Origin of the sequence: Algoriphagus sp. Y33, from assembly GCF_014838715.1 — a bacterium.
In the GTDB taxonomy this organism is placed as follows: domain Bacteria; phylum Bacteroidota; class Bacteroidia; order Cytophagales; family Cyclobacteriaceae; genus Algoriphagus.
The window spans coordinates 4,941,187-4,959,377 of the sequence record NZ_CP061947.1 but is presented as its reverse complement, the minus strand read 5'-3'; the positions used below and the strand labels follow the sequence as shown (position 1 = coordinate 4,959,377).

Sequence of the window (18,191 nt, the reverse complement as noted above, 5' to 3'; positions counted from 1 at the left end):
AATTCCGGAAAGTCAACTTTTTTGATGAATGTTCATAGGCAAATGAGTTACCAGAAGTTATTTTACTTCGAATTTTGGTTTTATTCTGACAAAGGCCAGTTCATCATCGATATTTAGAAAACTATACAGCATCCCATCTTTGAAGAAAGGCTTTCTGGAGCTATGAAAATTTTTTAGTTCTTGCTCTTTGAGCATCTTATAATCATCATCAAAAAAAGTAACCACTTGCTTGAAAACAACAGAATCCGCAATCATACGGTCTTTGTCGGTACTTACTCTCCAGAAGATACTTTGTTCAGGTATTTTGAAAAACGCTTGGAAAGAAACTTGTTCGTTTTTTGCTTTCTCAGCATCAAGCCATTCTTTATTTGAGCTTACCTGGTTAGGGAAATTTCGAATTTTTTCGTTGTCTGTGAGGGTTGCTTTAAACCTGAAGTGAGAAAGACTGTCAGTACTGGTATCATAGTCATACACTTCGTTATATGCCGAGGATGATATAATAAGATTATTGTCAATGAAACTCAAGTAGGTTGATTCTCCGGTATAAATACCAGGTGCATTGCCCACTTGATGAATGATTTCAAATTGTTTAAGCTCTTGAAATAAGTTCATAGGAACATAATTAATCGAGTCTGTATCTAACTCAATCACTACAATTCCTTTTGCCGGTTTTTTATATTCCTCATTGACAAGGGTGCTAGCGAATAATTTCCCGTCATCTGAAAACACACTGGTATTTCCAATTCTCTCGTCCGCATCCAGTTTGATTTGATCAAATTCAATTGAATTAACAAGTCTACCCTCCTCTGAGACGATGTTGATTTTATATTGTCCGAATAAGCAGATGTTGCCATTTTCCAGCACCTGAATTTTTTGATAATAATCATTACCAACACCATCTGGACCCTCTTTTTCCAGCTGGATGGTCTTTTTTAGTTTGAGATTATCCAAGTCCACAATCTCCAGCAGGAATGTATCGGGATTTAGGTTATAAAGGTATTTGCGGTCTTTGGAAATATCTGACAAACTCAAACCATAATTGAGGAAGAAGAAGTGCTCGCCTGCATCCACTATCACGGTGTCTACCTCGTAGGAGAAATCAAAGGACCTAGCTTGAGAGTTTTCCGCACCTTCCTTTGAAGCACAGCTGGCTGAGATTGCCAGAATAAATAGAAATAAAAGTTTAGTATTATTCATAGCATTAAAAATCAAAAGTGAATACAGCAAATCCCAACTCATCCTCTACATTGACATAGGAGTAAAGTTTTCCGTCTTTGAAGAAATAATGCAATGGAGTTTTTTCAAATGCATCAATTTTTTGTTCACCGATAAGACTTAGCTCCTTGTCGAATGCATAGAGAAAAACTTCCGATTTCTTGGAATCTGTTGAGAGTTTTTTGCTTCCGAGTCGGAAGTATTGCTTGGTACTGCTATCCCAGACAATTTTTCCGTACGTGATCTGCGCATCAATGTCCGCGATAATGTCATCATATTCCTTTTTGGAATTCACCTCTGATGGATACGTGCCGCTTTTTTCTACAGCAGTAAGTTTATGTGGAAAGTTGATGAATTGAAGACTGTCTGCTTGGGGATTATAAACATAAATCAAACTGCTGCTGCCCACGGTGATAGCCATTCCGTCATTTAGCTCATTTAAGTGAATATCTTCGGCCCTGAGGTTAAATGAGTCGTCAGAGTTGAGCTGTATCGTAAAATTCTTTGCCGAATTGAATTCGGGCAGTTCCCAACTTTTTAGCGATTTACTATCCAGATTGATTCGCACGAAGTGCCATATTCCTTCAAAGAAATCACCTACCAAAGCATATGCATACTTGCCATTAGGAGATACGTACATCTCATAAGGCATTTGGATTTCTTTTTGAGATTCATCCTCAGAAGCTGAGAATTTGGAAAGTGTCAGATCCAGTTCTTTGCTGCCATCTGATCGGAAAACACCTTGGGACTCAAAGGAAGCGATGAGAAAGCGGTCTTTAGCTAAGGGTTGAATAGTTAAGATGTATGTTCCTATCCCGTCAGGCCCTTCTTTTTCAAACCCAAATGAGGTATCCAATGCCCTCTTACCAAGATCTATTTTTTGGATTCTGGTTTTCTTCCCGTCAAACAGGTAGATAAAATTTGGATTGTTTGATTGACCCGACAATTGAACTAGACCGGATAAATCAAATAGGTCTTCCCCCGAATTGATGATCAGTGTATCTACTGAGAATGTCAGATTCTCAAGTGTGTTTTCAGATTTTTCTCTTTCAGCACTGCCTTTTCCCCCACAGGATGCAAGAACAACGAGTAATAAAAAAAGAGGAAGTAGTTTTTTCATAGCTTCTTAAAAATCAAAAGTGAATACTGCAAAGCCCAACTCGTCTTCGACATTGACATAGGAGTAGAGTTTACCGTCTTTGAAAAAGGTTGAATTTGGAACTTGACTTACTTCGTCAAGGAGTTTTTCCCCGATCAAATTCAACTCAGGACTATAGGCAAATAAATAGATTTCTGACTTTGTAGGATCTTCCTCTTTTTCTTTTGGAAGATTTTTTCTGCCAATTCTAAAGAAATGGTTGCTACTATCATCCCAGAGTAATTTTTCAAATCCTATCTGAGTGGATAGTTTCTCCATTTCATTCCTCCATTCTTCTTGGGAGGAAACAGTACTTTTGATAGTTCCGGTTTTGGCAGGAGGTACCAATTGATGAGGGAATTGGAAAAGAGTCAAAGAGTCGCGTTGATAATCATACCGGTAAATATCAGACGTCGCTGTATTGCTGATGTATAGTTTTTCGCCGATTTCCTGAAGGTTGACTTCTTCTATGTATATAGACATCATATCTTTGCTTTGTAATATAATTCTGAAGTCAGCGGCCTTATCCATCGCCGGGATATCGATAATCTCCCCGGATTGTTCTTCAGGGTTCAGAATTGCCAAATCTCTAGCCCCTTTCATAAAGTTTCCAGGAAGTGAAAAAAGCAATTTTGTATCGGAAGACTGGATAAGTTTGTGGTTCATTGGGGATTCGTCTTCAATATCTATCCCACTATAATCCTCTGGTTTAAGCTTAACATCTTGGATTTTAATGCCGTTTCGATTAAATATTCCGCATGTCTGAAAACTTGATATCAGAAATTTTTCATCAGCCAATAGTTGCATGGTTTGCACATATTGACCTATGCCATTGGGACCTTCCGTTTCAAAAGTCAGAAACTCCTCCAATGCTAAGTCTTCCATATCAATTACTGCGATTTGATGCTCCTTCTGAGTAAAAATGTATAGTTTCTTTTTGTCATCAGAGAGACTGGAAAGCCTCAAGCCTCCAGAAAGATCAATGATTTCCTCACCTGGATCCACGACTATCGTGTCTACGGAATAGGTTAGGTTTTTGAGAATATTGTCAGAATTTGTTTTTTCAAAACTGCTCTTTTCACCACAGGAAGCCAGAGCAATAAGCATTAGAAATGGTAGTAGTTTTCTCATAGTTCTTTAAAAATCAAAAGTGAATACTGCAAAGCCCAGCTCATCCTCCACATTGACATAGGAATAGAGCTTTCCGTCTTTGAAGAAGGGTTTTTGTGGGGGTTGATTTAAATCTTCTAACTGAGTTTCTCCGAGTAGATTTAAATTGGAGTCGTAGGAAAAAAGAAAAATATCGAAGCGTTCTCCCATATCCTTATTTTCATTTGGAATTTTCTTTCTAGCAATTCTGAAATATTGCTGTCGCTGATCATCCCATAAAAACTTCTCAAACTGTACTTGATATGCTATTTTGGCTGCCTCAGCTTCAAATTCTCTCTCATCGCTGACTTGATTTTTAATATCACTGGCTTTCCGGGGTGAAACTGATCTATGAGGAAATTCATATAATTGAAGAGAATCTTTCACATAGTCATAGACATATAGATCAGTGTAAGCTGTGCTGGTGATAAGTAATTTTTGATTAAGGATTTGAAGGTAAATGCGTTCGCTTATACCCATAAAGCGATCAGGTGTACTAAAAATCACATTGAATTTTAAGGTCTGTACCATTCTAGGCAAAGAAATAGTTCTTCCAGATTTCGATTCGTGACCTATAATCATCAGCTTGACCTCTGAAAAAGAAGGATTTAATCTCGGAAAGGCGAATAGGTACTTTTCATCGTGGGATAGAATCGCTTGATTTGTAATTAGTCCTTCCTCATCTACATCTAAACCTTCTATCTCCCGAAAATTAAACTTTAAGTTTATTTCCTTTTCACCATTCTTAAAATATGTAGCTACATTTATTAAGGGAGATACAAATAAAAACCGCTCATTTTTCAGGGCATAAATTGAAGGTGGATTAAAGCCAATAGAATTCGGACCTTCTCTTGAAAAAGGATGTTTTCCTACCAATTCAAGTTTATCAAGATCGATTTCATTGATAAGTGCTTGGTCGTGATCGAAATAATAAAACGTTTGTAAGTCTGAAGAAACCGTTGAATAACTAGCCCCAAATTTTAAATCTATGATTTCATCACCAGAATTTATTACCACCGTATCCACAGAATAAGATAAATTCTTAAGCATATTGCCTGAGTTCGATTCCGTAGAATCTGTGGATTTTCCGCAGGAAAAAAGTAAAGCAATAAAAATAAACAATAAAGACTTTTCCATTCTAAAGAGTTTAGGATGGAAAATAGTTAATTCATTGCAGAATAGTTAGTTAATAAATCTAAAAAACTAGTATATATTCAGCTTTCTACTAAATAAGGAGGTAAAAGCACCATAGAATTTGGTGAACTCTAACATTGAGGCTACTTCGGCCTGTCTGACGTACAGGAGTCTTCCGGCAAGCAAACCAAAAAAAAATGCCGCTGGCATCATTGCGGATAATCATATTCATTTATCCACTGACTCCATTAAGGTACGGAATGGGATCGCCTTCTCACCATACCTAGCGTGGGTTTCATGGCGCAGGGCATTTGCGAATCGGCTTTCATACTCGATCAGCATGCGGGTGTTTTCAGCAAAAAACTGTATGCTGTAATTAGTCACACTGTCGTCCGGGCTATTGAGCAAGCGAAAGAATTTATGCTCTATAAATAAACCGGTAGCAAAGATATCAGGGATGTGGGTACTTTTCATCCACTGGACAAAATCCTCTTCTATGTCATTGGAAACGGTGAATGTGATGTTGTAAAGAATCATATCGGGGAATTTTGGCAGGAATTTCGTTTTTTTGCAACCGGATTTGAGATTTCAAAGTTAGGAATCCAAACACAAAAAATTGAATTTACTTCCCTCAAAGCTCTCCCTAACTATGCATAAAATAGCCCAGACTCCTCCGGAGGCTCAGAATAAGCGATTGATTATCGCTAAAATCGTGGTGGTAGCATTGTATGCAGTCGGTGCTATAGGATTGAGCTTACCGGAATACAGAGAGTACTTTTTGATGCTTACTCCAACCCAGCTCTTAGTTACCATGGTGTTGCTTTTGGGATTTCACAGGGGATGGAGTGAAGCCTTTCCGATTTTTGCGGCAGCGGCTTTTTGGCTGGGATTTGGAGCTGAGCTAATCGGGATACATACGGGTTATATTTTTGGTGATTATGTGTATGGTCCTACGCTGGGGCCAATGCTTTGGGAGGTGCCGATTGTGATTGGGGTGAACTGGTTTATTTTGGTATACTTGACCGGCTCAGTGTTTTACAAAGTTACAGACAATGATTTCTATGCAGCATTGCTCGGGGCGACTGCCATGACAGCGCTTGATTATGTGATGGAGCCCGTGGCAAGTGCGCTGGATTTCTGGTATTGGAAATTTGATGTCATACCTCCGGGTAATTATCTCACCTGGTTCTTGGTGGCATTTCTAATCCATTACATTTATAGAAAAGGTAATTTTGAAAAGAGCAATCCGCTCGCGGCTTTGGTGCTGATTATGATGATTCTCTTTTTTGGAGTTTTGAATTTCACTGTGTTGGATTGAGTATTATAAGGAAAACCACTCTTGCTGTGGTTTAATAAAACAAAAAGCAGACTCTTGAGTTGTTACTCTGATGATTGAAGCGATAGGATATGCCTTATTGGGATTTGTCTTAATGGAACTGTCCGGATGGGCGATTCACAAATACCTTATGCATGGTCCTTTGTGGATGATTCATAAAACACATCACAAGCGTTCAGAATCATTTTTTGAGTTGAATGATTTATTTTCACTCTTGTTTGGGGGAATTGCCGTGCTATTAATATTCCTTGGAGTGGGTGAATTGGACTATAGGTTCTGGATTGGAGTTGGGATTAGTGCCTACGGTATGCTTTATTTCTTTCTTCACGATGTGCTGATTCATCGTCGCGTGAAGTGGCTGGATAGGCCTAAAGCTGGCTTCTTGAAGGGTATCTTCATGGCTCATCAAGCTCATCATCAGAGTAAAAGCAAGGATGGGGCCGTTTCCTTTGGGTTGTTTTGGGTGCCCAAGAAATATTTTAAGAAGACAGAAAGGTGAGCAACTACTCGATAAAAGATCTAGAACAACTCTCCGGGATCAAAGCACACACGCTTAGAATCTGGGAACAGCGGTATAACCTTCTCAATCCCAAAAGGACGGAGACAAACATCCGCTATTATGACGATACGGATTTGAAGTTGATCCTGAATGTAGCCATGCTAAATTCAAATGGATTGAAAATCAGTAAGATTGCTTCAATGAGCAGTACGGATATCAGTCAGGAGATCATCAGGCTAACAGATCAATCTGTGGATCATTCTGATCAAATTCAGGCACTTACGATTTGTATGATAGACATGGATGAGGTAAGGTTTGAGAAAATTCTCTCTACGAATATCCTAAAACTGGGTTTTGAGGAGACGGTGCTTAATGTAATCTATCCTTTTCTCTCCAAAATCGGAGTTCTCTGGCAAACAGGAGCAATAAATCCTGCCCAGGAGCATTTCATATCAAACCTGATTCGACAAAAATTAATTGTGGCCATAGACGGGCAATTAACTAGTGCACAGGGCAAAACCTTTATGCTTTTCCTTCCTGAGGGAGAATTGCATGAGCTTTCTTTGCTATTCAGTTCCTATCTGATCAAAAAGCATGGGCATAAGGTTATTTACCTTGGACAGAGTACGCCAAAGGCTGATCTGATTTCGGTGTATGAAATTCAGAAACCCGATTTTCTTCTGACTGTGATCACTTCTTCGCCCGCAGGTGATAAAGTACAGGATTATGTGAATATGTTGGGAAAAGAATTTGGAAACTCAGAGGTCTTTGTATCAGGTCTGCAAGCACTGGACCAGTCACTTATTATCCCCGACAATATTCGTTTGCTTACTTATGCAAAAGAGATCAAACGAATTCTTGTTCAGATGGATGAAAGTGTAGCTTAGTCCTGGCGAAAATTTATTTTAACCGCCATTTTTATGTTGTACTGCTTGTCTGAAAGTTGAATCTAATTTGCATTTTTTCAACCGTTTGCGTTGATCTGACATAGGCATGCAGGGAAATCGCAGTTAAAATTTTTTTCACCTCTTGGGATATAAATGATATTCAAGTCCAACGTTTTCTAGAAATATTCCTGCCCCGCTGTGGCGGGGATAACTAGATTGTAGCTTAAAACGTCTAGTAACCCCGAGGGAGTGGCATTATTTCTATCCAGCAAGATAAATGCGGTTTTCGTGCCTAGGCATGGCGTTCCTCAAAAGGGGGCTGGAAGTTCTGATTCGGGAATCTTTTCTTTTGATTATTCGCATTCATCCTAATTTCCCGGTAACCAATCGGGAAGTAGAACCCCCACCCACGGCTATGGGACTATTTAGGAAGTGAATGGTTGTAATTATTTTGTTGAAATATTTTTTAAAATAAATAGACAAATATTTTTTTTTGAATTTACTTTCTCCACCTTAAAATGGCTTTTATCCCGTTTTTATCCATGTTAAAACGGAATTCATGCTTTAAAAGTAATTATTATGTTTAACAATTATGAATTTTGTTTAAACAATTTCTTGTTATTTTGTTTAATGAATTGTAGATTTGTTTAAACAAAAAGAAAGAAGCCATGACCTCTTCCGAATTCAGTTATTCTTTAGATCAGATATCAGTAGTCTTGAAGCCATTTGCATTGAAGTTGACAAGAGATATGGACGATGCAAATGACCTGCTTCAGGATACGATGATGAAAGCCTATACCAATCAGGATAAATTTGCAGAAGGAACTAATTTGAAGGCTTGGCTTTATACGATTATGAAGAACACCTTCATCACCAATTACCAGAAGATGGTGAGACGGGCAACTTTCGTAGATACTACTGAAAATCTCCATTATATTAATTCCAGTGCCTCTTTGGTTGAAAATTCTGCTTATGGAGAGTTTGCAGTGGATGATATCTACCGGGCTATTGACAAACTGGATGAGATTTTCAGTACCCCGTTTTTGCTTTATTACCGAGGATTTAAGTACCATGAGATTGCTGATCGTCTCAGTATCCCAATTGGAACTGTGAAAAATAGAATTCATATTGCCCGTAAGTATCTTAAAGAGGATTTGGTAGTTTATAGGCACGCCAACTAATGAAATTGAGCCTGCCGGAGGACAGACATGACTCAGAACGTTAAACAGTAGGATGATTATGACCTATGCAAGGTTTCCCGTCGGATGCGAGCCGGGCATGTGACCATTAAAATCAGTTATAAACATTTGAAATCGAGCATGACGCTAGCGAAGAATAGGGGGCTGATTAGCCCCAAAGCGAGACTCCTCCAAATCAGGTTCGGAGCAGGTTATCCCGTTTCCTTTGTCACAGGAAAGGTTGTGGCCTCTGAAAGAAAAATATAAACACATGAAACAAAAACATGTGGTCGTGATTGGTTCTGGGTTTGCCGGACTTTCTGCCGCAACCCACCTCGCTGCCAATAACTTTTCTGTTACACTCTTGGAAAAAAATGATTCTCCGGGAGGAAGGGCCAGAAAATTTTCCACGAAAGGGTTTACTTTCGATATGGGTCCCAGTTGGTATTGGATGCCTGACGTATTCGAAGACTATTTTTCCAATTTTGGCAAGAAACCGTCCGATTATTATGAGTTGGTTAGGCTGAATCCTTCTTATTCTGTAGTTTATGGGCAGAATGACATTTTGGATATTCCTGCAAATCTCGATGAATTTAAGACTAAGCTGGAAGAGATAGAACCTGGAGCTGCGGCACAGCTTGATAAGTTTTTGGGTCAAGCCAAGTATAAATATCAAATAGGAATTCACGATTTAGTCAAAAAACCCAGTAGGTCATTGATAGAATTTGCCTCATTGGCACTGATGAAAGATATGCTGCGAATGGATGTTTTCCAGTCTATGTCCAGACATGTCCGTAAGTTTTTTAAATCAGAAAAGATCATTCGACTGATGGAATTTCCCGTGCTTTTCCTCGGAGAAACAGCAGAAAATATTCCTGCACTCTACAGCTTGATGAACTATGCAGATATAGTGCTGGGAACTTGGTATCCTAAAGGCGGAATGTATGAAATTATCAACGGGATGCTGGCTTTGGCGGAGGAAAAAGGCGTAAAAATCAGGTGTAATGCTGAAGTGGAAGAAATAGAGATCGAGAAGGGTGAAGCTAAGTGTGTGAGGCTGATCTCAGGAGAAAAGATTAAAGCTGACATAGTGATCGCAAGTGCCGATTATCACCATGTAGACAAGCATCTGATCAATCCAAAATATAGCAATTACAGCGAGGCTTATTGGGATAAGCGTGTATTGGCGCCATCCAGCTTGCTGTTTTATCTGGGGGTGGATAAGAAGCTGGAGAATCTTCGTCATCATAACCTGTTCTTTGACGAGCCACTTGGCCCACACGCAGATGCTATTTACACGAATCCAAGGTGGCCTGAAAAACCCTTATTTTATGCATGCGTTCCATCGGTGACTGATGATACTGTCGCCCCTGAGGGAAAGGAAAATCTCTTTTTGCTTATTCCATTGGCTCCTGATCTGGAGAATTCTGATGAGACCAGAGAAAAATACTATGATATGATCATGGATAGATTGGAGAAAATCACGGGACAGGAAATTCGTTCCCATGTAGTGTTCAAACGGTCCTATGCACACTCAGATTTTAAGTCAGATTATCATGCCTATAAAGGGAATGCCTATGGACTGGCAAATACACTAAAACAAACAGCGTTGCTGAAACCTTCACTGAAAAACAAAAAGGTAAGTAATCTGTTCTATACAGGCCAACTTACAGTTCCCGGGCCGGGTGTTCCTCCATCCTTAATCTCGGGCTATGTTGTTGCAAAAGAGGTTATTCGGGAAAATTCGTAGTAATACAGTATATTCAATATCATGGACGCAAAGGAGTTATTTGACCAAACAAGTTTAGATTGCGGTAAGCTGATCACACAGCGGTACAGCACCAGTTTTACACTTGGGATACAGACCTTGGACAAAAAATTCCATGCCCCTGTTTATGCCATTTATGGTTTTGTACGCTATGCAGATGAGATAGTGGATACTTTTCATGACCATGACAAGGTTAAGTTGCTTGCAGAGTTCAGACGTGAAACCTATGAGGCGATTGAGACGAAGCTCTCATTGAATCCGGTATTACACGGTTTCCAATTGATGGTGAACAAATTCACTATTGAGTTGGATCTTATAGAGTCATTTTTCCAAAGCATGGCGATGGATCTGGATTTTAGTACCTACAATGACAGCCGGTATCAGGAGTATATTTATGGTTCGGCAGAAGTGGTAGGGTTGATGTGCCTTAAAGTATTTGTTGAAGGGGATGATGCAATGTATCAGCGATTGAAAAGACCGGCGCAAATGCTGGGCTCTGCTTTCCAAAAAGTGAATTTTCTCCGAGACATCAAGAGCGATTACGAAGAGCGGGGAAGAGTGTATTTCCCAGGCGTGTCTTTTGAGTTGTTTGACAAATTGGCCAAAGGTATTATAGAAGAAGATATTCAGAGGGATTTTGATGAGGCACTTATCGGAATAGCTCAACTTCCTGACGGAGCAAAATTGGGGGTTAAGGTCGCTTACTTATATTATCAGAAATTGTTTGATAAGATAAAAGGACTTTCTGCAGAGACCATCACACACGAACGAATCAGAATCCCGAATTCCCAGAAGTTTACCTTGCTGTTAGGTACCTACTTTGGCAGTAAATTGGGCTTAAGCTGATCATGGAAAAGTACCTTTATTTGGCAGTAAATCTTTTTGCAATTTCCTTTCCCCTCATCCGCTCTTTTGAGCCAAAAATCAGATATGCCCGTAAATGGTATGCTTTATTTCCTGCTCTTTTGATTACAGCAGCCTTCTTCTTGGTATGGGACCACTGGTTTACTATCACCGGTATATGGGAGTTTAACCCCAGATATATAATCGGGATTTATATTTTTGAATTACCTATTGAAGAGTGGCTTTTTTTCTTTACCGTACCGTACGCCTGCATCTTCATCTATGAGGTATTGATCTATTTTTTTCCGAAGGATATTTTTCAGCCCTTAGGCAAGCCTTTCGTAGTGATAATGATTCCACTTTTGTTGATTCTGGCATTTTTGAATCTGGATAAAATGTACACCTTGGTCAATTTTGTCATAGGTGCCCTAGTACTTGGGATTCATTGGCTGGTTTTCAAGGGCAGGTACATGGGAAGATTCTTATTCGCATACTTAATTCATTTAATTCCGTTTATCCTTTGCAATGGTGTGTTGACGGGAGGTCTCACGGCTGAACCTGTGGTGATCTACAATAGTTCTGAAAATCTGGGTGTTAGAATCTGGACTGTTCCTGTAGAAGACACAATCTATTCTATGACATTGCTGCTTGTCAACGTATCCTTATTTGAATTTTTCAGAAAGAGAAAAACAATTCTCGGGGCTTAAAGTTATTAGATTATGAAAAATCTTCACGTTCATATTGATGTGCATTCAGGCTTCTGCTTCGGGGTAGTTTATGCTATAGAAATGGCTGAAGATATTCTTGATGAGTCAGGACATTTATATTGTCTTGGCGACATCGTTCACAATGATGAAGAGGTAAACCGGCTTAAGCGGAAAGGGCTGAAAATCATTGACCATGAAACCTTAAAGGAATTGCGGGATGAACATGTGCTGATTCGAGCGCATGGGGAGCCTCCATCCACCTACGAGCTTGCGATCAAAAACAACCTAACATTGATTGATGCAAGCTGTCCTGTCGTACTGAAGCTTCAGCATAGAATCAAAAATTCTTTTGACAAGGGTGATTCCATTTATATCTACGGAAAACATGCTCATGCAGAAGTGATCGGACTGCTCGGGCAGACGAATAATGAGGCTGTGGTCTTTCAGGATATTTCTGAGTTGGACTTGGACGCACTTCCCAAGAATATCACACTCTACAGTCAGACGACCAAAAGCACGGATAAATTTTACGAAATCAATACGGTGTTGAAAGAGAATGGAATCGCTGTGAATACCAATGACACCATATGCAGACAAGTTTCTAACCGTGACAAAGAACTACGTGATTTTGCTGCAAGATTTGATAAGATCGTCTTCGTGAGCGGTACCAAGTCTTCCAACGGAAAAGTGCTTTTCAATGTCTGTAAAGACACTAACTCAAGCACTTATTTCGTTTCGAATTCAGATCAGATTGAGTCTGGATGGTTTGGCGAAAATGACCGTGTGGGAATCTGCGGAGCAACCTCCACCCCCATGTGGCTTATGGAGCAAGTGAAGGAAAGGATTCTGACTTTTTGAGAAAAGATTCCCAAATTGCCCGTATGAAGCCGAAAATCATACATGCGTCTGTTGATCCGAAAGGAATTGTGATCGCTTCGGCTATTATTGGACTTTGGTTTTTTTCGTTGATAATGCTTTTGAACCATCCTATTTCATGGAAAGACCCATTGGTTTATTTGGGTGTTTTGATGCAAATGCACCTTTATACAGGACTTTTTATTACGGCACATGATGCCATGCACGGCTTAGTTTCCGGTGAAAAAAAACTCAATAATGCTATCGGGTGGGTTTCGGCACTTCTATTCTCATATAATTTTTATAGCAGGCTTTTTCCTAAGCACCACGAGCATCACAGATATGTAGCTACAGAGCAAGACCCTGATTACCATGATTCGGAAAATTTCTTCGCATGGTATTTCAGCTTCATCAAGCAGTATATTAGTGTTTGGCAGATTCTCTTGATGGCGTTGACTTTTAATATTCTGAAAGTGTTTTTACCTACAGAAAATTTGATTTTGTTCTGGATGCTGCCTGCGGTGCTATCCACATTTCAGCTGTTTTTTTTCGGTACTTATCTGCCCCACAGAGGAGAAAATGATAACAAACATCATTCTACTACCCTTCGGAAAAATCACTTTTGGGCTTTTATTACCTGTTATTTCTTTGGCTATCATTACGAGCATCACGATTCTCCAGGTACTCCGTGGTGGAGATTGTGGAGGGTGAAAGAAGCTCAGCCTAAAACAAAAGAATATTAATGAAACAGTTTTTCGTGCTGCTGGCACTAGTTCTCAGTTCGTTTCACACTTTTTCACAAGGAGTCATCCGTGGAAAAATCACAAACCCAATAAATAATCAGCCTGTTGCGTTTGCCAATGTTCTTGTATTAGGTACTGAGTTTGGAGCTATTTCGGATGAAAATGGCATGTATGAGCTTTCGAATATTCCTGCAGGGCTTTATAACGTTCGGGCGAGTTTTGTAGGATTCAAAACCAAGACTGCTTTTGAAGTGCAGTTAACACTGGCCCGCCCTGTACAATTGGATTTTGAACTTATAGAAGATGCTTCAGAGCTTTCTGAAGTAGTAGTCAATTCTGAGTTTTTCCGATCTGAAGAAACACCTCTTTCGGTAAGAAAGCTCAATTCCAACGAAATAGAGCGGTACCCGGGAGGGAACAGGGATATTTCCCGAGTAATCCAAGCACTGCCGGGAGTGGCAAGTACTCCAAGCTTCAGAAATGATATTTTGATCCGTGGAGGTGCTCCCAATGAAAATAAATTTTTCATTGATGAGATTGAAGTTCCTGTGATCAATCACTTTGCTACCCAGGGTTCATCGGGTGGACCTGTAGGGATTCTCAATGTGAATTTGATCAAAAATGTGGATTTGATTGCGGGCGGATTTCCTGCCAATCGTATGGATGCATTGAGCTCCTTCTTTGAATTTCAACTTAAAGAAGGCCGCAGGGATAAAATGGCAACCCAGCTGACCGTGGGAGCCTCTGAATTGACCTTGTCCAATGAAGGGCCTATTGGGGATAAAACCACGTATCTCCTTTCAGCCAGGCGTTCATACTTGCAAGGCCTGTTCAAATTGATAGGATTACCTTTTCTTCCCACGTTCAACGACTTCCAGCTGAAAACTACGACTAAAATCAACAATAAAACTGAACTGACTTTTATCGGTGTGGGAGCAATAGATAAGTTTGTGCTTAACATGGATGTGCCTAAAGACGAGACAGAAGAAGATCGGGAGAATCGACTTTACCTGTTGGATGTGCTTCCTGTCCAAAATCAGTGGAATTATGCTACAGGAGTGAAATTGAAGCGATATCGGGAAAATGGGTTTTGGACTTTCGTGCTGAGCAGAAATATGCTGAATAACCATTCTGTCAAGTATGCCGGCAACGACGAAAGTTCTCCTGACAAGCTGCTTTTTGATTATTTGTCCCAAGAGTCTGAGAATAAATTTCGGGCAGAAAATAGTGTTTTCAAAAAGGGTTTTACGGTTAAATACGGTGTCAACTATGAGTATTCGAGATACTACATCAAGAATTTTGACCGGTCTACGCTTGCGGGCATTGGGGAAGCGATCAATTTGGAATCCACTTCAAACTTCAATCTATATGGAGGATTTGTGTCTGCAAGCAAGTATTTTGACGATGAGCGCCTACTTATCTCAGCAGGATTGCGGGCTGATGGAGCAGATTTCGGAAAAACAGCAGAGAACCCGTTAAATCAGTTGAGTCCAAGAATTTCTTTCTCCTATCAGCTGAGGCCAAATCTTTTTGCTACTGCAAATGCCGGGATTTATTATCAAAAGCCCTCATATACCGTGCTGGGATACAAAGACAATCGGGGAGAGCTGGTCAATCAGCTCAATAATGCGCGGTTTATCCGGAACGCTCAGCTGATTACAGGAATAGAGTGGTTGATGCCGGAGAAAAACCGTCGATTTACGGTGGAGGCTTTTTATAAGAAATACAGCAATTATCCATCATCTGTAAGAAATGGGATTTCTCTTGCAAATTTAGGTGCTGACTTTGGAGTAATCGGAAATGAGCCGGTGGAATCCAATTCAGAGGGAAGGGCTTACGGACTTGAGATGTTGGCGCAGCAGCGTCTTTTTGAGAATTTTTATGGGATAGCTTCTTTTACTTTGGTTAGGAGCGAATTTACAAATCCGAACACTGCAGGCTATATTCCTTCCTCTTGGGACAATCGATTTATTGTGAGTTTGACAGCAGGAAGGCGCTTTGGGAATAACTGGGAAATCGGGGCAAGATGGAGATTTTTGGGAGGTACGCCTTATACTCCATATGACTATGAAGAATCAAGTCTGATCAGCAATTGGGATTTGAGAAATCAGCCTATTTTGGATTATTCACAAATCAACGCAGTGCGACTGGCGGGTTTTCATCAGCTGGATCTGAGGTTGGATAAGAAGTATTATTTCCGGAAATGGAATCTTAATTGGTATGTGGATATTCAAAATGCCTACAATTTCAAAGCAGAACAAGCCCCTCTGCTTATCCCCGTAAGAGATTTGGAAGGGAATGTTCAGATAGATCCATCTGATGCAAGCCGATATCAACTGAAATACCTGGATAATCCTGCCGGTTCGATTTTGCCGACGGTCGGTATAATAGTAGAGTTCTGATCCTAGCTACCCAGCGAATTTAAGAGCTTGATAATTCTGGTGGACCTGGCGTCTATATCGTCTACGCTGTAAATATAATTAACCCAGTTTTTCTGGTCAGGTGTAGAAAGCATTTCAAATAACTTTAACTTGCCAGGGTCATCTTTGAGACAATCGATCAATTCCTGAGGAATCTTGTCTGGAATTTCTTCTTGGAATAGTCGGATCAGTACGATATCGCCTTCTTCTTTCCCTATTTTTGTGCGGATAGGTTTAGCTATAGGTAGAAAAACAAAACCATTTCCCATAGGCATTAGGTGCTTTCCGTCAATAGAGAAACCATCCACTTGGCCATAGACCTTCATCATTCCAAAGGCTTTGGATGATGGCATGATTTCCTTGGGGAATTTAACGAAGGTCCAGCCACCTTTTCCCTGAAATCGCTCTAACAAAAATTCACCTTCTACTACAAGTTGCATAAAATAAGAGAGCGGGTAACCCCGCCTTCTAGTTAGGATTGTCAGTTTTATTTTCCAAATCTCCACCGGATATTAAGACCAAATTGATCTGCGAAGAAATTGGTGTTTTCTATCAGACGGAAATTAGGACGCCAGTCGGCACCAATTACGATAGGCACACTACGAAAAGGATATTCAATGCCTATTTCTCCAGCCACACCTAAAGAAAAAGGGTCACCTATAAACATTGAAGGGCCAAATCCCAGATAATAATTGAATTCACTGGCACCTACAGGTCGATAGATAGGGTTCCAAAGCGCATCGATACCTACTCCTCCCCCTCCAAAACTTACATCAGCATGAACTCTGCTGAATTGACCAAGAGCAAACACTCCATCTACGGCTACGTTGTTGCCATAGAAATTCCCAAAACGAATACCCAATTCTTGCGCGTTTGCTTGGGAGATACTTGCTATTGCTAAAAAGAGTACTAGTCCTAAGAGTTTATTTTTCATAAGATGTGATTTAGTTTTCAACTGTCTGTTCTATATTTTATATGGATGTTATGCTACTCTGAGCCGTAAATTACGATTTAGCACTATCGCAAGGATTGAGCCACAAGTGGCTGTTCTCATAGACATTCATAGCCTTGTTCTTTAGTGGCTAAGTATAGGATACGTGTATAGCTAATTGAGAAAGTCTGCATCCAAATCGTATGGAGATACTTGTTTGTACGAAGAATCAACTATTTATTTATTCTTTATGGAATAGATTTGAGATAATATAGGGAAACTTCACAATGGCCTGAAATGTGAATCAAACTTCTACTTACCTTTCATCAAATAGCTAGACATGAAAATTTTTGAATGTGGTAATTGTTCACATCCCCTGTATTTCGAGAATGGGAGTTGCGAAAAGTGCGGGCATCTAACGGGGTATCATGATACCAGTTTGAATATGTTGACTTTTGATTCGTCCAGTTCTTATTTGATTTCGGATAGCAACGGAAAAGCGTTTAAATACTGCCAAAATAAGGAATTGGGTGTTTGTAACTGGCTGATTCCTCAGCATGAAGAACATGTATTCTGTACGGCCTGCGAGCTTAATCGAACAATTCCCGACTTAACCGACAGCAAAAATTTCCCCAAATGGCAGAAATTAGAGGTGGCGAAACATCGGTTGGTGTATCAGCTTGCAAAGCTTGGCTTGAAAATTCTGCCTCAAGAAAGTCATCCCGAAACAGGTCTTTGTTTCGATTTTATTTCCAAGCAGGGTGATGATGAGATAATGACGGGACATGCCAATGGTGTGATCACCATTCTCCTTTCAGAGGCGGATTCTGTGCACAGGGAACAGATGAGGAAGCAGATGTCGGAGCCTTACCGTACGCTAATAGGTCATTTTCGCCACGAAGTGGGGCATTATTATTGGGATAGGCTGGTAGCTATAAACGAGAAGATGCTCAGTGAATTTCGGAATCTTTTTGGTGATGACCAACAGGATTATGGGCAGGCTTTGAATAATTACTACCAGACTGGTGCACCCGCTGATTGGCAGCAAAATTTCATTAGCCAGTATGCCAGTTCGCATGCTTGGGAAGACTGGGCGGAAACTTGGGCGCATTATCTCCACATCATGGACATGGCTGAGACTGCGTACTACTATGGGATTTCTGTCAGACCCAGAGTGCGGGAAAAGAGCCTTCAGGGAGACTTTGGGTTTGATCCATACAGGGAAAAGGATTTCGATAAAATATATAAAAGCTGGGCTCCGATTTCCTTTGCCATCAATAGCCTAAACAGAAGTATGGGTGTGCCCGATGCGTATCCTTTTGTGGTGAGCCAGGCTGTTGTAGACAAAATGAAATTTATCCATCATTTGATGCCCCCAGGGTAGCCTA

At 40.2% G+C, this 18,191-nt stretch carries 18 protein-coding genes; 11 read left to right on the top strand and 7 right to left on the bottom strand.

Annotated features, from left to right (window positions below):
* Positions 1 to 57 precede the first annotated feature (57 nt).
* The 5 genes from ID165_RS20230 to ID165_RS20210 form a co-directional block, all read right to left on the bottom strand.
* Entirely contained in the window at positions 58 to 1,197 is a 1,140-nt protein-coding gene (locus ID165_RS20230; RefSeq protein ID WP_192347239.1) for a DUF4221 family protein, read from the bottom strand.
* 4 nt (positions 1,198 to 1,201) lie between these two features.
* Positions 1,202 to 2,335: a DUF4221 family protein gene (locus ID165_RS20225; RefSeq protein WP_192347238.1), complete on the bottom strand. Its 1,134-nt coding sequence runs from the start codon at positions 2,333 to 2,335 to the stop codon at positions 1,202 to 1,204.
* A gap of 6 nt (positions 2,336 to 2,341) precedes the next feature.
* Positions 2,342 to 3,484 (bottom strand): DUF4221 family protein, encoded by a 1,143-nt coding sequence (locus tag ID165_RS20220; RefSeq protein WP_192347237.1) that lies wholly within the window; start codon positions 3,482 to 3,484, stop codon positions 2,342 to 2,344.
* A 6-nt stretch (positions 3,485 to 3,490) separates the two neighbouring features.
* A complete protein-coding gene (locus ID165_RS20215) occupies positions 3,491 to 4,639 on the bottom strand; it encodes a DUF4221 family protein (RefSeq protein ID WP_192347236.1) in 1,149 nt (382 codons plus the stop codon).
* Positions 4,640 to 4,864: 225 nt separating this feature from the next.
* Positions 4,865 to 5,173 carry a DUF4286 family protein gene (locus ID165_RS20210; protein ID WP_192347235.1) on the bottom strand — a complete coding sequence of 103 codons (309 nt, stop codon included), beginning with the start codon at positions 5,171 to 5,173 and terminating at the stop codon, positions 4,865 to 4,867.
* A 112-nt stretch (positions 5,174 to 5,285) separates the two neighbouring features.
* Between ID165_RS20210 and ID165_RS20205 the strand changes: the two genes are divergently transcribed.
* The 10 genes from ID165_RS20205 to ID165_RS20160 all read left to right on the top strand — a co-directional run bounded on the left by ID165_RS20205 (position 5,286) and on the right by ID165_RS20160 (position 15,854).
* Positions 5,286 to 5,954 (top strand): carotenoid biosynthesis protein, encoded by a 669-nt coding sequence (locus ID165_RS20205; protein WP_192347234.1) that lies wholly within the window; start codon positions 5,286 to 5,288, stop codon positions 5,952 to 5,954.
* Between the two features lie 70 nt (positions 5,955 to 6,024).
* Entirely contained in the window at positions 6,025 to 6,471 is a 447-nt protein-coding gene (locus tag ID165_RS20200) for a sterol desaturase family protein (RefSeq protein WP_192347233.1), read from the top strand.
* Positions 6,468 to 7,358 carry a MerR family transcriptional regulator gene (locus ID165_RS20195; RefSeq protein ID WP_192347232.1) on the top strand — a complete coding sequence of 297 codons (891 nt, stop codon included), beginning with the start codon at positions 6,468 to 6,470 and terminating at the stop codon, positions 7,356 to 7,358. Before ID165_RS20200 ends, ID165_RS20195 begins: the two co-directional genes overlap by 4 nt.
* 668 nt (positions 7,359 to 8,026) lie before the next feature.
* Positions 8,027 to 8,539 (top strand): RNA polymerase sigma factor, encoded by a 513-nt coding sequence (locus tag ID165_RS20190; RefSeq protein ID WP_192347231.1) that lies wholly within the window; start codon positions 8,027 to 8,029, stop codon positions 8,537 to 8,539.
* A 268-nt stretch (positions 8,540 to 8,807) separates the two neighbouring features.
* Positions 8,808 to 10,286, top strand: a complete 1,479-nt coding sequence (locus tag ID165_RS20185) for an NAD(P)/FAD-dependent oxidoreductase (RefSeq protein WP_192347230.1) — start codon at positions 8,808 to 8,810, stop codon at positions 10,284 to 10,286.
* A gap of 21 nt (positions 10,287 to 10,307) precedes the next feature.
* Positions 10,308 to 11,150, top strand: a complete 843-nt coding sequence (locus ID165_RS20180) for a phytoene/squalene synthase family protein (protein WP_192347229.1) — start codon at positions 10,308 to 10,310, stop codon at positions 11,148 to 11,150.
* Positions 11,151 to 11,152: 2 nt separating this feature from the next.
* Positions 11,153 to 11,854, top strand: a complete 702-nt coding sequence (locus ID165_RS20175; protein ID WP_192347228.1) for a lycopene cyclase domain-containing protein — start codon at positions 11,153 to 11,155, stop codon at positions 11,852 to 11,854.
* A 12-nt stretch (positions 11,855 to 11,866) separates the two neighbouring features.
* On the top strand, positions 11,867 to 12,712 hold the full coding sequence (locus ID165_RS20170; RefSeq protein WP_192347227.1) for a 4-hydroxy-3-methylbut-2-enyl diphosphate reductase: 846 nt from the start codon (positions 11,867 to 11,869) through the stop codon (positions 12,710 to 12,712).
* A gap of 23 nt (positions 12,713 to 12,735) precedes the next feature.
* A complete protein-coding gene (locus tag ID165_RS20165; protein WP_192347226.1) occupies positions 12,736 to 13,452 on the top strand; it encodes a fatty acid desaturase in 717 nt (238 codons plus the stop codon).
* Positions 13,452 to 15,854, top strand: a complete 2,403-nt coding sequence (locus tag ID165_RS20160) for a TonB-dependent receptor (RefSeq protein WP_192347225.1) — start codon at positions 13,452 to 13,454, stop codon at positions 15,852 to 15,854. Before ID165_RS20165 ends, ID165_RS20160 begins: the two co-directional genes overlap by 1 nt.
* 2 nt (positions 15,855 to 15,856) lie before the next feature.
* On the opposite strand, the gene ID165_RS20155 is transcribed toward ID165_RS20160, so the two are convergent.
* Both ID165_RS20155 and ID165_RS20150 read right to left on the bottom strand, forming a co-directional pair.
* Complete coding sequence (locus ID165_RS20155; RefSeq protein ID WP_192347224.1) at positions 15,857 to 16,312, bottom strand: DUF1905 domain-containing protein; 456 nt, start codon at positions 16,310 to 16,312, stop codon at positions 15,857 to 15,859.
* A 47-nt stretch (positions 16,313 to 16,359) separates the two neighbouring features.
* On the bottom strand, positions 16,360 to 16,806 hold the full coding sequence (locus tag ID165_RS20150) for an outer membrane insertion C- signal (RefSeq protein WP_192347223.1): 447 nt from the start codon (positions 16,804 to 16,806) through the stop codon (positions 16,360 to 16,362).
* A 337-nt stretch (positions 16,807 to 17,143) separates the two neighbouring features.
* Between ID165_RS20150 and ID165_RS20145 the strand changes: the two genes are divergently transcribed.
* Positions 17,144 to 18,187: a putative zinc-binding metallopeptidase gene (locus ID165_RS20145; protein ID WP_192347222.1), complete on the top strand. Its 1,044-nt coding sequence runs from the start codon at positions 17,144 to 17,146 to the stop codon at positions 18,185 to 18,187.
* Positions 18,188 to 18,191 lie beyond the last annotated feature (4 nt).

Bases quoted from the DNA above. Each gene is read 5' to 3' on its own strand.
- ID165_RS20230 (WP_192347239.1), bottom strand. From the start codon at position 1,197: ATGAATAATACTAAACTTTTATTTCTATTTATTCTGGCAATCTCAGCC.
- ID165_RS20225 (WP_192347238.1), bottom strand. From the start codon at position 2,335: ATGAAAAAACTACTTCCTCTTTTTTTATTACTCGTTGTTCTTGCATCC.
- ID165_RS20220 (WP_192347237.1), bottom strand. From the start codon at position 3,484: ATGAGAAAACTACTACCATTTCTAATGCTTATTGCTCTGGCTTCCTGT.
- ID165_RS20215 (WP_192347236.1), bottom strand. From the start codon at position 4,639: ATGGAAAAGTCTTTATTGTTTATTTTTATTGCTTTACTTTTTTCCTGC.
- ID165_RS20210 (WP_192347235.1), bottom strand. From the start codon at position 5,173: ATGATTCTTTACAACATCACATTCACCGTTTCCAATGACATAGAAGAG.
- ID165_RS20205 (WP_192347234.1), top strand. From the start codon at position 5,286: ATGCATAAAATAGCCCAGACTCCTCCGGAGGCTCAGAATAAGCGATTG.
- ID165_RS20200 (WP_192347233.1), top strand. From the start codon at position 6,025: ATGATTGAAGCGATAGGATATGCCTTATTGGGATTTGTCTTAATGGAA.
- ID165_RS20190 (WP_192347231.1), top strand. From the start codon at position 8,027: ATGACCTCTTCCGAATTCAGTTATTCTTTAGATCAGATATCAGTAGTC.
- ID165_RS20185 (WP_192347230.1), top strand. From the start codon at position 8,808: ATGAAACAAAAACATGTGGTCGTGATTGGTTCTGGGTTTGCCGGACTT.
- ID165_RS20180 (WP_192347229.1), top strand. From the start codon at position 10,308: ATGGACGCAAAGGAGTTATTTGACCAAACAAGTTTAGATTGCGGTAAG.
- ID165_RS20175 (WP_192347228.1), top strand. From the start codon at position 11,153: ATGGAAAAGTACCTTTATTTGGCAGTAAATCTTTTTGCAATTTCCTTT.
- ID165_RS20170 (WP_192347227.1), top strand. From the start codon at position 11,867: ATGAAAAATCTTCACGTTCATATTGATGTGCATTCAGGCTTCTGCTTC.
- ID165_RS20165 (WP_192347226.1), top strand. From the start codon at position 12,736: ATGAAGCCGAAAATCATACATGCGTCTGTTGATCCGAAAGGAATTGTG.
- ID165_RS20160 (WP_192347225.1), top strand. From the start codon at position 13,452: ATGAAACAGTTTTTCGTGCTGCTGGCACTAGTTCTCAGTTCGTTTCAC.
- ID165_RS20155 (WP_192347224.1), bottom strand. From the start codon at position 16,312: ATGCAACTTGTAGTAGAAGGTGAATTTTTGTTAGAGCGATTTCAGGGA.
- ID165_RS20150 (WP_192347223.1), bottom strand. From the start codon at position 16,806: ATGAAAAATAAACTCTTAGGACTAGTACTCTTTTTAGCAATAGCAAGT.
- ID165_RS20145 (WP_192347222.1), top strand. From the start codon at position 17,144: ATGAAAATTTTTGAATGTGGTAATTGTTCACATCCCCTGTATTTCGAG.